Here is a 15,002-nt window from a genome sequence, read left to right on the forward strand (position 1 = left end):
GCTACCGGCTACTGGCCACCGGCTACTGGCAACCGGCTACCGGTTGCACCAGCTGTGTGCCGCATATATGCTTCTCGCATATATGCCACCGGATGCGTTCGTCGAACTGAAGAAGGGCAGCGCCGAGACGCTGGTGCTGGCGGTGCTCGAGGACGGGCCGCGGCACGGCTATGAGCTGGCCAAGGAAATCGACCGGCGTTCCGCCGGGCGTCTGATCTTCCACGTCGCGACCCTCTACACCACGCTCTACCGCATGGAACACGACGGCTTGATCGCCGGGCGGTGGGTCGAGAAGCCCTCGCAGCGGCGCCGCCGCTTCTACCGGATCACCGCCGCCGGACGCCGCCGGCTCGCGGCCGCGCGGCGCAACTGGAAGGACTTCGTCAGCGCCATCGACGGCGTCGTCCTGAAGCCGGTGACCTGATGCCCGCCCCCGGCGACTGGAACGCGGCCATCCGCGCCCGGCTCACGCCGCTGCTCGGCGCGCCGCCCGATGCGGAGTTCGTCGACGAGCTGGCGGCGCACCTGGCCCAGGCCTACGACGACGCGCGGCGGGAGGGCGGCAGCGAGGACGAGAGCCGCGCCGCGGCGCTGCGGCTGCTCGACGAATCGAGCCCGTGGCTCGACGCCGCACGGGAACGCGCCCGGCGCCCCGTCCCGAGGCGGATCCGCGAGTGGACACGGCAAGAGGCGCCGGTCCCCGGCGAACGAGGAGGCTCCATGTACAGACTCGGCTTCATGCGAGACGCGCGCCACGCCCTGCGGATGCTGGTGCGGACGCCCGGGTTCAGCGCCGTCGCGATCATGACCTTCGCGCTCGGCATCGGGATCAACGCCGCGGTGTTCAGCGTCGTCAACGGGGTGCTGCTCCGGCCGCTGCCCTACCCCGAGGCCGATCGCATCACGATGGTGTGGGTCGACAACACGCGCGAGAAGATCAAGGAAGACATCAACTCGTACCCGAATTACCGCGATTGGCGCGACCAGAATTCATCGTACGCGCACCTCGCCGGCTACGCCGATGCGGCATTCACGCTGACCGGCGCCGGCGAGCCGGAGCGGCTCCTCGGCGCCGAGGTGACGACGAACTTCTTCGACGTGATGGGCATCAGGCCGACGACGGGACGCCTGTTCACGGAAGCGAACGAGATCGAGGGGCGGGATCGCGTGATCGTGATCTCGCACGGCTTGTGGCAGCGCCGCTTCGGCGGGGCCGCCGACGTCATCGGCCGGACGATCACGCTCAGTACACGGCCGCACGAGATCATCGGCGTCATGCCGCCCGAGATGCGGTTCCCCGAGGGGGCGGAACTGTGGAAGCCGCTCGCGCCGGCGCAGGGGCTGCGCGAGGCGCGCGGATCGTTCTGGCTGCCGGTCATCGGCCGGCTTCGTCCCGGCGTGTCGGTGCAGCAGGCGCAGACCGAGATGGCGGGCATTTCCGCCCGCATCGCCGAGCAGTTTCCCGGCAACCGCGGCTACGGCGCGAACGTCGTCGGCTTCCGCGAGCAGCTGGTGGGGAGCGTACAGCGGCCGCTGGCGATCCTCATGGCCTCCGTGCTCTTCGTCCTGTTGATCGCGTGCGCGAACCTTGCCAACCTGATGCTCGGCCGGACAGCGGCGCGGCGGCGCGAGCTGGCGGTGCGCACGGCGCTCGGCGCGGGACGCGCCCGCCTCGTGCGGCAGATCCTCACCGAGTCCCTCGTGCTCGCGATGATCGGCGGCGCCGCCGGCGTCCTGCTCGCGTACTGGACGACCGGGTTCTTCGTGTCGCTCGCCGGCGACAGCATTCCCGGGGCAGATCAGATCCGGCTCGACGCGCGCGTGCTGCTCTTCGCCGTTGCGGCGGCGACCGTCGCGGCGCTGATTGCCGGTCTTCTCCCCGCGCTCCACGCCTCGCGCGCCGCAGTCGCCGACGTGCTCCGCGAAGGGGGGCGCCAGGGCGGCCCCTCCGGCAGCGGGCGAACCCGGAACGTGCTCGTCGCCGCGGAGGTCGCGCTGGCGCTGGTGCTCCTCACCGGCGCCGGCCTGCTGCTGCAGACGCTCTGGGGCATGCAGCGCGTCGACCGCGGGTTCCAGATCGATCGCATCGGCATGGCGACGATCAGTCTGCCGGGCAGCGTCTATCCCACGCCGGACGCGGCGCGCGCGTTCTACGCCAGGCTGCTCGAGAAGGTGCGGGCGGTGCCCGGCGTCGAGTCTGCGTCGCTCGCCTCGGGCATCCTGCAGCCGCTGCTCACCAACTCCGCCGGCTTCGCGTTCGAGGGCAAGCCGCTGCCGCCGCAGGAGCAGCGCCCCGAGTATCCCTTCGAGTCGGTATCGCCGGGGTTCTTCGACACGATCGGCGCCAGGATCGTGCGCGGCCGGGGATTCACGGAGCAGGATCACGCCCGGGCGCCGTTCGCGGTGATCGTCAACGAAACGCTCGCCACCAGCGTCTGGCCCGGCGAAGACCCGATCGGGCGCCGCCTGAAGCCCGGCGACGGCACGAACCCGCAGGCGCCATGGTTGACGGTGGTGGGCGTGGTCAAGGATCTGCGCCGCGCCGACGTGAAGCGCCACATCCGTCCCGAGATCTACTTCTCGTCGCTGCAGCGCACGCGCAGCACGCAGATTCTCGTGTATCGCGCCGCCGGCGATCCCGCCGCCGTCATGCCGGCGATCCGCCGGGAGGTGCAGCAGCTGGATCCGCAGCTCGCGCTGTTCCGCGTGACCAGTCTGCGCGCCGCGCTGTCGAACACGCTGCGGCAGCCGCGATTCCAGGCGACGCTGCTCGGCGGCTTCGCGGCGATCGCGCTGCTCCTCGCCTCGATCGGGATCTACGGCGTCACGTCGCACGCCGTCGCGCAACGGACGCAGGAAGTGGGCATCCGCATGGCGATGGGAGCGCAGCGCTCGGCGGTGCGGGCGCTGATGCTCAAGCAGCACGTGACGCCGGCGCTGGTCGGCGTCGCGGTCGGCCTGGCGGGCGCGCTGGCGCTGAGCCGCTTCCTGGCCTCGCTGCTCTACGGCGTCCGCGCCGTGGATCCGTGGACGTATCTCGCCGTGACGGCGGCACTCGTGGGAGTGGCGATCGCCGCCTGCTGGATCCCGGCCAGCCGAGCCATGCGCGTCGATCCGCTCGTCGCGTTGCGCGCCGAGTAAGCTCGTGCGGCATGCGGGTTGCTCCTCTCTCGTCGAGGAGGACATCCAATGCCGAAACGGGACAGCGGACGCCGCGAGCTCATCGATACCGGGCGCAACAAGATGTACGGCCGGCGCGACGAGCAGGGGCGGTTCAGCGAAATGGATGACGTCGGGCGCTCGCTCTCGACCGACCGCCGCCGGCAGGCCAAGGGGAAGGCGCCTCGCGGCCAGGGAGATCGCGGAGACCGGTAGCCGCGGCGGCTATACGACGACGAGGGCGAAGCCGTCGTAGCCTTTGACGCCTGTGGTCTGAATCACCGTCCCCGAGGCGCGCGATTCGGCCGCAAGCGTCGCGAGGAACCGGCGCATGCCCTCGACGTCGGCGTCCGTCCCGGAGGCGTCGACGATCTTCCCGTCCCGGATGACGTTGTCGACGACGACCACGCCGCCGCTGCGGGTGAGCTTCAGCGCCCACTCGAAGTACGCCGGCGTGGACGGCTTGTCGGCGTCGATGAACACGAAGTCGAACCGCTCGCCGGCTTCGAGCGCGGGGAGAAGGTCGAGGGCACGCCCGACGCGAACCTCGACGAGGGGAGCGAGGCCGGCGCGTTCGAGGTTGGCGCGCGCCACCGCCGCGTGTCCGGGATCGAATTCGAGCGACACGAGACGGCCGCCGGACGGCAGCGCCCGGGCGAGCCAGATCGTGCTGTAGCCGCCGAGCGTGCCGATCTCGAGAATCCGCCGCGCGCCCGCGAGGCGCGCGAGCAGGTGCAGGAACTTGCCCTGCGGCGCCGAGACGCTGATCGCCGGCAGCCCGGCGTCCTGCGCGGCGCGCTGCGCCGCGTCCAGCACCGGGTCAGCGGGAATCAGTTGTTCGCTGATGTAGTTGTCGACCGCGGTCCACGTCTCCTGGTTCATCCGTCTATCTTAGTCAGACGTCTGCGCCGCGTCAGGTTCCGCTGCGCGGCAGGAAACCGCTGCCGTCGAACGACGCCAGCGTGCCCCACTCGGCGTCGCCGAGCGGCCAGACCTGACGCGCCTGCGTCAGCGAGCTCGGATGGCGATCGGTCCACGCGTCGGTGCCCCACATCAGCCGATCGATGCCCCATTCGCGCAGCATGCGTCCGAGCGCGAGCTGCTGCGCCGGGGAGATCGGCCGCGCGCCGGGACGCGGCTCGGTGAGGAGCACGCTCGAGCAATCGGCCCACAGCTGCGGCGCGAGCTGCGGGCGGGCGCGGACGGCATTGATCAGTGTGCCGAAGATCCGCAGCGTGCCTTGTTCGGCCGCGCCGCCCGGACCGCCGAGATGCGCGATCGACAGCCGCAGCGCGGGGAACGGCTCGACCAGCTGCCCCATCAGGATCTCGAGATCCGCGGTGCCGAAATCCTTCACGGCGTCGTTGAAGATGTGGGCGATCACCGGCACGCCGCGCTTCGCCGCTTCGGCGAACAGCGCCTGCACGCGCGTCAGGTGCACCGCCTCGCGGAGCCGCACGTCGCTGTCGCCGAAGTGCACGGTGACCCCGCGCATGCGGTGCGTCTCGACGCAGCGCACCAGTTCGTCCACCGCGTAGTCGCGCTTGGGGTTGACGCTGGCGAACGGGATCAGGACCGGCGCGTGCTCCCGTGCCTGCAGCGCCGTGAAATCGTTCTCGTTCTGGACGTCGCGATGTTCGTCCGCCGGCTTCTTGCGGCGGCCGGCGCGCAGCGAGTCGCTGGCGTGCAGGCAGGCGCTCGACAGCGCGATCGCGCGCGGGATGCCGTCCTCCTCCAGCGCGTCGACGATGATCCGCCCGTTCACCGGACGGATCGCGCGGCGCACGTCGGCGTCCGCGCTGGAGTTTCGCATCCAGGTCGCGAGGTCGCGGCTGATGAGATGCGCGTGCGCGTCGAGCAGCGGCGCCGGCAGCCGGGTGCGATCGTCCTGCTGCCCCCGCAGCGGCGGTCCGAGCACGGTCATCGCCCCGAGCTGTCCGAGCCGCGTCAACGCCTCACGCCGGTTCATAGGTCACCCCCGATTCCCGCCAGCCGCGCGCCCCTATCGGATGCGATAAAGCCTGGATTGCGTCCGCACGAACAACCCGTCGCGCGTCACCGCCGGACTCGCGAGCGCCATCTCGCCGAGGCTGTTCCTGCCGATCTCTTCATAAGTATCGCCCGGACGGATGACGAACGTGTCCCCCTCCTCGCTGAGGAAGAACACCTTGCCGCCGCACGCCCAGGGGGACGCCGAGAAGGTATTGCCCACGCCGCCGACGCGCGCCTTGTACAGCTCCTTGCCGGTTTTCGCGTCGAACACCTGGAGCACGCCGGTGTCGTTCACCGCGTAGACGCGGCCGCCGAAGACGAGCGGCGACGACGTATAGGCCGACGCGCGCGGCTGGAACCAGGCCACGAACTGGCTGGCCGCGGCGCCCGGCGCGAGCGAGATGTCGCCGCTCCCGCCCGGCCGGATCGCGAACAGCGGCCGGTTCGCCTCACCCTGCGACCCGGTGCCGATGTAGAGCAGCCCCTCGCCTTCCGTCGGCGTCGGGTTCGCCTGGGTCAGCCCTTTCAGCCGCCACAACTCCCTGCCGTCGAGACCGTAGCTGATCGCGAGCTGCGGCCCGATGGTGACGATCTCCGTGCGCACCGCGTTCACCCAGACGAACGGCGTCGACCACCCGGACAGGATCCGGCCGAGGCCGGTGCGCGGCGTCCTCCAGATCTCCTTGCCGCTCTTGGCGTCGATCGCGGCGATGAACGACCGTTTCTCGTTGTCGTCGACGATGTAGACGCGCCCGTCGTGCACGACCGGAGACGCGGCGGTGCCGAAGTCGAGATAGCGCGGCTGCGGATCGATCTCGTAGGTCCACAGCGGCGTGCCGTCCATCGTGAAGGCGAACAGACCGATGTTGCCGAACAGCGCGTAGACGCGCTCGCCGTCGGTCGCCAGCGTTTCGGACGCATACGTGTTCTTGCGGTGGCGGCCGCCGACGGGCAGCCCCGTGTGCGCCTGCCGCGCCCAGCGCAGCCTGCCGGTCCTGACGTCGAAGCTGTAGACCATGAACTGCAGCTCGCCGATCTCCTGCGGCGACTCGAGATCGCGCGCGCGCAGCTTCTCCATGATCTGCTGCTCGCCGAGCCCCTGCTTCTGCAGCTCGGCGACGTAATCGTTGCCGTAAATGCCCGGCGACGGCTGCTTGAACGCGCCTTTGCCGACCGCGGACGTGAGCATCACCTGATCGCCCCACACGATCGGCGACGACCAGCCGCGGCCGGGCACCTCCGTGGTCCAGGCGACGTTGATCGTCGTGGACCACGACGCCGGCAGCGTGGTCACCGTCGACACAGCGCGGCCGGCGGGGCCGCGGAACTGCGGCCACGTGGCGTCGGGAGGCACGGGTGCGGGGACGAACGCCGTGATCAGCGCCGTCAGGGCCCAGGAGAGTGTGAGGTGCACGCGAGCAGTTTACAACCGGCGGCGCGTCAGCGGCTCTACCGCGTCGGCCGCGCGCGCGCCGCTTCCTTGACCGCTTGCACGAGCTGCGAGAGGTCCACCGGCTTGCCCACGATCTCGTACACCTGCTGGTGCTGCCCGGCGAGCCGCTCCACATGTTTCGCATTGACGCTGGTGATGACGAACTGCCGTCCCTGCATCACCGGCATCCGGCAAAGGTGCTGGAACAGCGCCCAGTTCGCTTCGTAGGGGGGGGACACGTCATAGACGATCACCTTCGGCTCGTGCTGGCCGATGAAGTGCTCGACGTCGACCTGCCCTTCGCGGATCTGAAACGTCAGCGAGGTCACGACGACGAACCCGGCCTGCTCCAGCGTCACGCGGACCATGTCGACGATGTCCGGAGTGGAGTTGATCACCGCGACGACCGGCAGGTCCTGCTGCATCTGCCGATCGTAGCGCACGCGAACTGGATTGAGGCCGCCGGCCGCTTCAGCCGGGGTAGAATACGCGCGGCTTGAGGAGGATCAGAATGTATTCACGAACGATGAAGTCGATCGCCGGCGCCGTTGCCATTGCCGGGCTGGCGGTACTCCCGGCGGGGCGCACCGGCGTCACGGCGGCGGTGCCGGACGAGGGACCGGCGCTGCAGTCGGTCGGCCCGATGACCTTCGGGCCCGACGGGCTGCTGTTCGCAGCCGACACCACCGCGGCGACGATCTACGCGCTCGACCTCGGCGCGCAGGGCACCGGCGGCACACCGGGCGCGGCCGACGTCCCCGACATCGACCGCAAGATCGCCTCGATGCTCGGCAGCGAGGCGAGCGCGATCCGCGTGACCGATCTCGCGATCCATCCGAAGACGAAGCACGCCTACATCGGCGTGATGCGCGGCACCGGCGCCGACGCCAGGCCGGTCCTCCTCCGCGTCGACGGCGACGGCCGCATCGAGCCGATCGCCATCGAGAAAGTGAAGTACACCAAGGTCTCGCTGCCGAACGCGCCGGCGGCGGGCGCCGACGGGCGCCGCAACCCGCGCGCCGACTCGGTCACCGACATGGCGTTCGCCGACGGCACGCTGATCGTCGCGGGGCTCTCGAACGAAGAGTTCGCCTCGAAGCTGCGCACGTTCGCCTACCCGTTCACCGCGGCGGACCCGGGCACCAGCGTCGAGATCTTCCACGGCAACCACGGCCAGCTCGAGACCCGCGCGCCGGTCTACACCTTCATCCCCTACACTATCGATCGCACGCCGCACGTGATCGCCAGCTACACCTGCACTCCGCTAGTGAAGTTCCCGATGAACAGCCTGAAGGGCACGAAGGTGGTGGGCACGACGATCGCCGAGTTCGGCGCCGGCAACCGTCCGCTCGACATGATCCTCTACAAGAAGGACGGGAAGGAATTCCTGCTCATGTCGAACAACAATCGCGGCGTGATGAAGATCCCCACCGCGGACTTCGGCACGGCGCCGGCCATCACCGCGAAGGTGACCGCCCCCACCGGCGGCATCGCCTACGAGACCATTGCGTCGATGAAAGGCGTCGAGCAGATGGACCTGCTGGATGCGCAGCGCTCGATCGTGCTCGCGCGCACGGCGTCCGGGCTCAGCCTGTCGGCGGTCGCACTGCCCTGACCGTCCGCGCGACGATCCTGGCGACGGCGCTGTGCGCGGCCCTGGCCGCGTGCAGCGCGCCATCGGCGCCGGAGATCGGCCTCGATCTCTCCAACCCGAAGACGCCCGCAATCGTCGTGCGCGGGCTGTCGCGGGGCGATCTCCGCGCCATCGACCGCGCGGCGCTCTCCCGCGACCGGTGGACCGCGCTCCTCCGGGTCGCGGTCGCGGCGGACGGCCGGCCCGCCGACATCCCGGTGGCCGGCTCGTACGCCGTCGACAGCGGCACCCTTCGCTTCACGCCGATCGTCCCCTTCGAACCCGGCCGCTCCTACGTCGTCGTCCTGGATCCGGCGGCGGCGCCCGGCGGCGCGCTGGCCGGCGCGCAGCGTCTCACGCACACCGTCGCGGCCCCGCCGGCCCCGCGGAGCGACCCGGTTCGCGTCACCGGCGTCTATCCGGCCGGTCCCCAAGTGCCCGCCAACCTGCTCCGCATGTACGTGGAATTCTCCGGACCGATGGGAACGCGCCCGGGCCAGGACTACGTCCGGCTGGTGGATGGTGAGGGCCGCGACATTCCCGACGCGCTGCTGCCCCTCGACACCGGCTTGTGGAACGGCGATCGGACGCGCTTCACGATCCTGTTCGATCCGGGCCGTGTGAAACGCGGCATCCTGCCGAACCGGACGATGGGACGGCCGCTGCGCCCGGGCGGCACGTTCTCGATTCTGGTGGCGCGCGACTGGCCCGATGCGCACGGTCAGCCGCTGACGGCGGCGTTCGAGAAGACGTACCGCGTCGGCGCGGCACGCGAACAGGCGCTGTCGACGCGGGTGTGGCGGGTCAGCGCGCCGGCGGCCGATACGCGCGAACCGCTCCATGTCGCCTTTCCCTTTCCGCTCGACCGCGGCCTGCTGCAGCGGGCGCTGACCGTGATTCGCATCGACCCGGGCGGCGATGGGACGGTTGCCGGCTCGGTCGCCGTCGATCCCGGCGAGACGGCATGGCGCTTCGTGCCGTCCACCGCCTGGCGCGCCGGCGACTACGCCGTTTCCGTGCTGCCGGCGCTGGAAGATCCCAGCGGCAACCGCATCGGCCAGGCGTTCGAGACGCGGAACACTGACGACGTCGAAGGTCCGCCGGCGCGGGTCCTCTTCAGCATTCGCTGAGGCGCGGGCGCGCCAGCCTGCCGGCGCCGGAACCACCGTTCGTCACTCGGTGCAACCAACTATACGCCTTGAGCGTATAGTTGGCCGATGGACCCCGCCCGCTTCCTTCCGCTGACGCCGGTCGTGTTCGAGATCATGCTCGCCCTCGCGGCCGGCGAGCGGCACGGCTACGAGATCATGCAGGACGTCGAGCGCCGCACCGACGGGCGGATCGTGCTCCACCCCGGCACGCTGTACCGCGCCCTCAGCCGGCTCCTGGATCAAGGCCTCATCGAGGAGATCGACGCGCGGCCGGCGGCCGATCGCGACGACGAGCGGCGGCGCTACTACCGCGTGAGCGCGCTCGGACGGGCGGTTGCGCGCGCCGAGGTCGAACGGCTCGCGAGCCAGGTATCCGCCGCCCGCCGCGCCTTCCGCGGGGATCGCGCATGAGGATGGCGGCGGTCTACCGCCAGCTGCTGCGCGCATATCCGCGTGCGTTCCGCGAGCGGTTCGCCGACGGCATGCAGCAGGCGTTTCGCCATCGCTACACGGAGGCCGTGCGCCGCGGACGACTGGCCGCAGCGCTGTTTCTGCTCCGCACGCTGGCCGACATCGCGTTCAACGCGGCGGCGGCGCGGCTCAACGCCCGGGAAAGGACGCCCATGAACTGGCGATCGCTCGGCTCGGACGCGCGCCATGCGGCGCGCATGTTCCTCCGCAACCCGGTGTTCACCGCGCTGGCCGTCGCCGCGCTCGCGCTCGGCATCGGCGCGAACACCGCCATCTTCACCATCGTGAACGGCGTCCTGCTGAAGCCGCTGCCCTACCTGGACCCGGGCGGCCTGGTGATGGTCTGGAGCACGAATGCCATCGAGCACCGCGATCGCGACGTGGTCGCCCCGCTCGACTTCCTCGACTATCGCAAGGCGAGCGCGTTCGCCGACCTGCAGGCCGCCTACAGCTTCATCGTCGGCGCCGCGTTGACCACGGCGGCGGGCAGCGAGCAGGTGGTGACGACCGCGGTGACGCCCGGAATGTTCGAGATGCTCGGCCGCACGCCGGCGCTCGGCCGGACCTTCACGCCCGCCGACGTGCAGACCGCCGTGATCGTCAGCCACCGGTTCTGGCGCTCGCATCTGGGCGGCGATGCCGACGCGCTCGGCCGTGTGCTGACCATCGCCGATCAGCCGCGCACCGTCATCGGCGTCATGCCGGCGGACTTCGTGTTCCCCTACAAGTCGATGCTCGGCCCGTCGGGCTTCTCGCGATCCCATGACGTCGACGCCTGGCTGCCGCTGGCCTTCGTCGCCGGCAACAGCCGCGCCACGGGCGTGGCGATGCTGACCCGCAGCGTGCGGTTCCTGTCGGTGGTCGGACGGCTGAAGCCCGGCGCCACCGTGACGCAGGCGAACGCGGAGATCGCCGGCATCGCGCGTCAGCTCGCGACCACCTACCCGGAGTCGAACCGCACGGTCGGCGCGTCCGTCGTGCCGCTGCACGAGCAGGCGGTGGGGGCAATGCGTCCAGCGCTGGTGCTGCTGCTCGCCGGCGTGGGATTCGTGCTGCTCATGGCGTGCGTCAATCTCGCCAACCTGCTGCTGGCGCGCAGCGGCGTGCGGCAGCGCGAGATGGCGGTCCGGTCGGCGCTCGGCGCGGACCGCCGCCGGCTGATTGCGCAGACACTCGTGGAAACAGTGCTGCTGGCGCTGATGGGCGGCGGCGTCGCGATCGGCGTGGTGAACGCGAGCATGGGCGCGCTCCTCGCGATGGCGCCGGCGGACATGCCTCGGCTCGGCGAAGTGCACGCCGATGCCACCGTGATTGGCTATACCTTCCTGCTCTCGCTGGTCACCGGGATTGCGATCGGCGTCGTGCCCGCCGTGGCCGCCTCGCGCGCGGAACTGCAGACCGCGCTCAAGTCCGGCGGGCGCGGCTCGACCGCCGGCCGGGGTCAGCGCCGGCTGCGCAGTGCGCTCGTGATCGCCGAGGTGGCTCTCGCGGTCGTCCTGACGCTGGGCGCGGGACTGCTGCTGCGCAGCTTCCTCTCGGTTCTCGCCGTGGATCCCGGATTCCAGTCCGACCGGCTGCTGACGCTGCAGATTGCGGTGCCGCAGAAATACCAGACGCCGGCGCACCGGCTTGCGCTGTATCGGGATCTGTTCACCCGGCTCGAGTCGATTCCCGGCGTCCAGTCCGCCGGCGGCACCACACGGCTTCCACTGGGCAGCACCAACGTCACCACGCGGATCGGCGTCGAGGGGAGCGACAAGCCGCCGGCGGCATGGCCGGAAGTGGAGTTCCGGCGCGCGGTGCACGACTACTTCGAGACGATGGGCATCCCGGTGCTGCGCGGACGTTCGTTCACCGCCGCCGACAATGCGGAGGCGCCGCCCGTCGTGGTCGTCAATCAGACGATGGCGCGGCAGTTGTTCGCGGACGCCGATCCCGTCGGCAAGCGGATCCGGATGAGTCCCACGTCGCCGTGGAACACCATCGTCGGCGTCATCGGCGACGTGCGCCACAGCGGGCTCGAGGCGCCTGCCGCCCCGGAGATGTACATTTCGTACCTCCAGGGCCCTCCGACCAACCCGTTCATCGTCATTCGCACCACGGGCGATCCTGCCGCGCTCGCGGCGACCGTTCGCGGCGAGCTGCGCGCCGTGGACAAGGAGATCGCCGCCTACGACATCAGGCCGATGACGCAGGTCAGGGCAGACTCCGTGAGTCAACGCCGGTTCGTGCTGCTGCTGGTCGCGGCGTTCGGAGCGCTGGCGCTGGTGATGGCGGCGGTCGGCGTCTACGGAGTGATGGCGCTGATCGTCACGGAGCGGACCTGCGAGATCGGCATCCGCCTCGCCCTCGGCGCACAGCCCGGCTCCGTGCTGCGTCTGGTCGTCGGGCAAGGGGTCACGCTCGCCGCGATCGGCATAGCGCTCGGCGTCGCCGCCTCGTTCGCCGTGACGCCGCTGCTCACCACGCAGCTGTTCGGGATCCGGCCGCTCGATCCGGCGACGATGGCGCTCGTGCCGGCGCTTCTCATGGCAATCGCCGCGCTGGCCTGTTACCTGCCGGCGCGACGGGCGATGCGCATCGATCCGGTGGACGCGCTGCGGGCGTGATCGCGCGATCGGGTGATCGGGTGATCGGGCGATCGGGCGATCGGGTGATCGGGTGATCGGATTTACCGGAAGAGGAGCGCGATCGTCGCGACGATGGTCGGGCCAAGGGCGGCCGCGGCGAGGTAGAGCGGGGAGATGGAGCCTCCGAAGAAGCGCGCGAGCAGGGCCTGGCCGGCGGGGTTCGGCGCGTTGGCGATCACGGTCAGTCCTCCGCCGGCGACGGCGCCGCCGACGACCGCCAGTTGCAGCGGCGGATCGAGGTGCGGCACGAGCGTCGCCAGGTAGGTGATCAGCGCGTTGTCGTTGAACGCGGTCAGGAACGCCGCGGTGAGGAACATCGGCGTCTCCGTCAGGCCGCCCAGTACCGGGCCGATCCACCAGCCCTGCAATCCGCCGTGGATGACGAGTCCGGCCAGAAAGAATCCCACCAGGAGCGGCGTGCGCAGCTCGATGCGGCTCTGGTGCATGGCGGTGGCGCGCGCGAATCCGAGGAAGAAGAGGAACCCGCCGAGGAACAGCGCCGGATAGTGCGCCGTGAACACGGTCCAGACCATGAACGCAAGATGGACCGCCGTCACCCAGGGCGGCATGGGTGTGGTCACCGGTTGATCCGTCGCCGCGTCTTCGTCCGGCGGCGGGAGATCCGCCATCGGCAGGCGGCCGACGAGCGACTGCAGGTCGCGCCGGAACACCAGGGCGTAGCCGACGCTCGAGACGATCACGGCCAGCACGGCGCGCCAGCCGAAGTGCGTGAGCATGAAGCCGAGCCCCCAGTCCCAGGGACGCGCCACCATCAGCACCGGCGGCGCGGCGAAATGCGTCAGCGTGCCGCCAATCGAGATGTTGACGAAGAGGAGGCCGAGCGTCGCGTACCGAAGCCGCATCGGCGGCTGCAGGTCGTAGAACTGCCGCCCCAGCAGCAGCGCGCAGATCGTCATCGCACCCGGCTCGGTGATGAAGGAGCCGAGCAGCGGCCCGACGATCAAGATCGTCAGCCACCAGGCCGCCGGCGAACCGCCGCCGGCCGCCGCGACGCGGCGCAGCGCCGCTTCCGCGAACAGCACGATCGGCCGCGTCGACGCGAGCGCCATGATGACGACGACGAAGAGCGCTTCGGTGTAGTTGACGGTGTCGTTGAGGTAGTGCGTCGCCGCGGCCCAGCCCTTCTCCACCGTCATCGCCGCCAGCAGCACGACCGCCCACAGGCCGAAGACCACTTCGACTTCGCCGGCGAAGTGCAGCAGCTCGCTGCGGACGCTGCCGGCGGGCGCGCGATGCGCGAGCGCGGCGATGCGCGACGCCGCGAACGTGTGGAGGATCGCCAGCAGGAAGATGCCCGTCGCGACGAGATTGAACGGGTCCGCCTGGATCTGCGCGCGCAGGACGGCGGCGAGATCCATCTACAGGAGCAGAGCCTCGACCCTGTGCGCGTGGACCATGTTCTCGCACGGTGACCACGCGAACACGGTGAAGCGCCCGTCCTGCGAGGCGACCAGGGCGACGGCATCGCGCTGATCGTGCACGAACTGCGCGGCGGAGAGGTGCCGCGTGCCGCCGAGCGACGACGGATGGCCGACTTTCGGCGCGCCCCCTTCGATCGGTTCGGTGACCGCGGTCAGCTCGACGAGCGGCGAGCCGCGGCGGCGGGTGATCTTCGCCCCGAAGGCCAGCAGCTCGTGCCGGTCGGTCACGATCGTGGCGCCGTCGACCGCGGTCAGCCCGGCAATACCCTCGATGGCGCGCCCCAGCTCGTCCTGCCACAGCCGATCGCGATCCACTGCCTTCTGCAGCATCAGGTCCGCGAGCACCGAGAACGGCGGGTTCATCTCGTAGGCAATCGGCTGGACGATCGACTCGCGCCATCGCTCCGAGCCGGCGGGGACGACGAGGAGCAGCCCGCCGCGCTTGTGGGCGCGCATCGAGACGGAGAGCTGCACGAGCACGTTGACCGAATCGGTCCACGACGCCGGGGTGTCGAACCCGAGCAGCGACGAGAGGAGCGACGGACAATCCGGCAGGCTCGACGCATCCTCGTCGACGATCTTCACCTGGTCGGCTTCGAGCACCGCGATGTTGGCGAACTTCGTGTGCTCGCCGCCGCGGTGCTGCTTGATGACGAGCAGCCCCGGCGCCGCCACTTCGAGCACCAGGCAGTACGCCGGCAGGATCCGCGTCGCCCCCCAGACCGCGAGCTTGCCGTCGATCGGCGCCACGCCGAGGTGGATCCCGGGGCGCTCGACCGCGGGCGCCACCTTGGCGAGCGTGGCCGGCTTCAGCCGCAGCGGCTCGGCGAAGCGGAGCGGGTTCGGCGTTTCGTCGGGCGAGAGCAGCGCCAGCGACACGATCGGCACGTAACCTTCTTCACGCCGCAGGCTCGTCCAGAACGCGACGTCGATCAGGGTCTCGAGCGCCTCCACGTCCGGGGGCGCGGCAATGACCGACACCGTCCCCTTGACTTCCTCGCCCTGGGCCGCCTCGACGTGGCGCACGAAGTGCTCCCTGACCCGCTCGGCGACCGATCGCCCTGCCGGATACGCGCCGTACGTCATAATTCA

13 protein-coding genes are annotated in these 15,002 nt (G+C 70.5%); 7 read left to right on the forward strand and 6 right to left on the reverse strand.

The window, feature by feature from the left end:
* Window positions 1-82 precede the first annotated feature (82 nt).
* From VFK57_07540 to VFK57_07550, 3 genes are read left to right on the forward strand one after another with little or no spacing between them, the layout of a single operon-like run.
* Window positions 83-424, forward strand: coding sequence for a PadR family transcriptional regulator (locus tag VFK57_07540; protein HET7695543.1), 342 nt, complete (start codon window positions 83-85; stop codon window positions 422-424).
* A complete protein-coding gene (locus tag VFK57_07545; GenBank protein ID HET7695544.1) occupies window positions 424-3,141 on the forward strand; it encodes an ABC transporter permease in 2,718 nt (905 codons plus the stop codon). The genes VFK57_07540 and VFK57_07545 overlap by 1 nt, the downstream gene beginning before the upstream one ends.
* A gap of 48 nt (window positions 3,142-3,189) precedes the next feature.
* Complete coding sequence (locus tag VFK57_07550; protein ID HET7695545.1) at window positions 3,190-3,375, forward strand: hypothetical protein; 186 nt, start codon at window positions 3,190-3,192, stop codon at window positions 3,373-3,375.
* A 9-nt stretch (window positions 3,376-3,384) separates the two neighbouring features.
* Here VFK57_07550 and VFK57_07555 read toward each other — a convergent pair whose 3' ends face one another.
* The 4 genes from VFK57_07555 to VFK57_07570 are packed head-to-tail and all read right to left on the reverse strand — an operon-like array spanning window position 3,385 to window position 7,026.
* A complete protein-coding gene (locus VFK57_07555) occupies window positions 3,385-4,041 on the reverse strand; it encodes an O-methyltransferase (GenBank protein HET7695546.1) in 657 nt (218 codons plus the stop codon).
* Window positions 4,042-4,072: 31 nt separating this feature from the next.
* Window positions 4,073-5,128 (reverse strand): amidohydrolase family protein, encoded by a 1,056-nt coding sequence (locus VFK57_07560; protein HET7695547.1) that lies wholly within the window; start codon window positions 5,126-5,128, stop codon window positions 4,073-4,075.
* A 33-nt stretch (window positions 5,129-5,161) separates the two neighbouring features.
* A complete protein-coding gene (locus tag VFK57_07565; protein ID HET7695548.1) occupies window positions 5,162-6,565 on the reverse strand; it encodes a PQQ-binding-like beta-propeller repeat protein in 1,404 nt (467 codons plus the stop codon).
* A 35-nt stretch (window positions 6,566-6,600) separates the two neighbouring features.
* Entirely contained in the window at window positions 6,601-7,026 is a 426-nt protein-coding gene (locus tag VFK57_07570) for a hypothetical protein (GenBank protein HET7695549.1), read from the reverse strand.
* A gap of 68 nt (window positions 7,027-7,094) precedes the next feature.
* Between VFK57_07570 and VFK57_07575 the strand changes: the two genes are divergently transcribed.
* The 4 genes from VFK57_07575 to VFK57_07590 all read left to right on the forward strand — a co-directional run bounded on the left by VFK57_07575 (window position 7,095) and on the right by VFK57_07590 (window position 12,447).
* Window positions 7,095-8,198, forward strand: a complete 1,104-nt coding sequence (locus VFK57_07575; protein ID HET7695550.1) for a hypothetical protein — start codon at window positions 7,095-7,097, stop codon at window positions 8,196-8,198.
* A 116-nt stretch (window positions 8,199-8,314) separates the two neighbouring features.
* Entirely contained in the window at window positions 8,315-9,346 is a 1,032-nt protein-coding gene (locus VFK57_07580) for a hypothetical protein (GenBank protein ID HET7695551.1), read from the forward strand.
* An 87-nt stretch (window positions 9,347-9,433) separates the two neighbouring features.
* A complete protein-coding gene (locus VFK57_07585; GenBank protein HET7695552.1) occupies window positions 9,434-9,778 on the forward strand; it encodes a helix-turn-helix transcriptional regulator in 345 nt (114 codons plus the stop codon).
* Window positions 9,775-12,447, forward strand: a complete 2,673-nt coding sequence (locus tag VFK57_07590) for an ABC transporter permease (GenBank protein HET7695553.1) — start codon at window positions 9,775-9,777, stop codon at window positions 12,445-12,447. Before VFK57_07585 ends, VFK57_07590 begins: the two co-directional genes overlap by 4 nt.
* Window positions 12,448-12,509: 62 nt before the next feature.
* Here VFK57_07590 and VFK57_07595 read toward each other — a convergent pair whose 3' ends face one another.
* A complete protein-coding gene (locus VFK57_07595) occupies window positions 12,510-13,847 on the reverse strand; it encodes a putative Na+/H+ antiporter (GenBank protein HET7695554.1) in 1,338 nt (445 codons plus the stop codon).
* Entirely contained in the window at window positions 13,848-14,996 is a 1,149-nt protein-coding gene (locus VFK57_07600; protein HET7695555.1) for a hypothetical protein, read from the reverse strand. It lies immediately after the preceding gene.
* Window positions 14,997-15,002: the final 6 nt, after the last annotated feature.

The sequence above is a fragment of the Vicinamibacterales bacterium genome (assembly GCA_035699745.1).
In the GTDB taxonomy this organism is placed as follows: Bacteria; Acidobacteriota; Vicinamibacteria; order Vicinamibacterales; family 2-12-FULL-66-21; genus JAICSD01.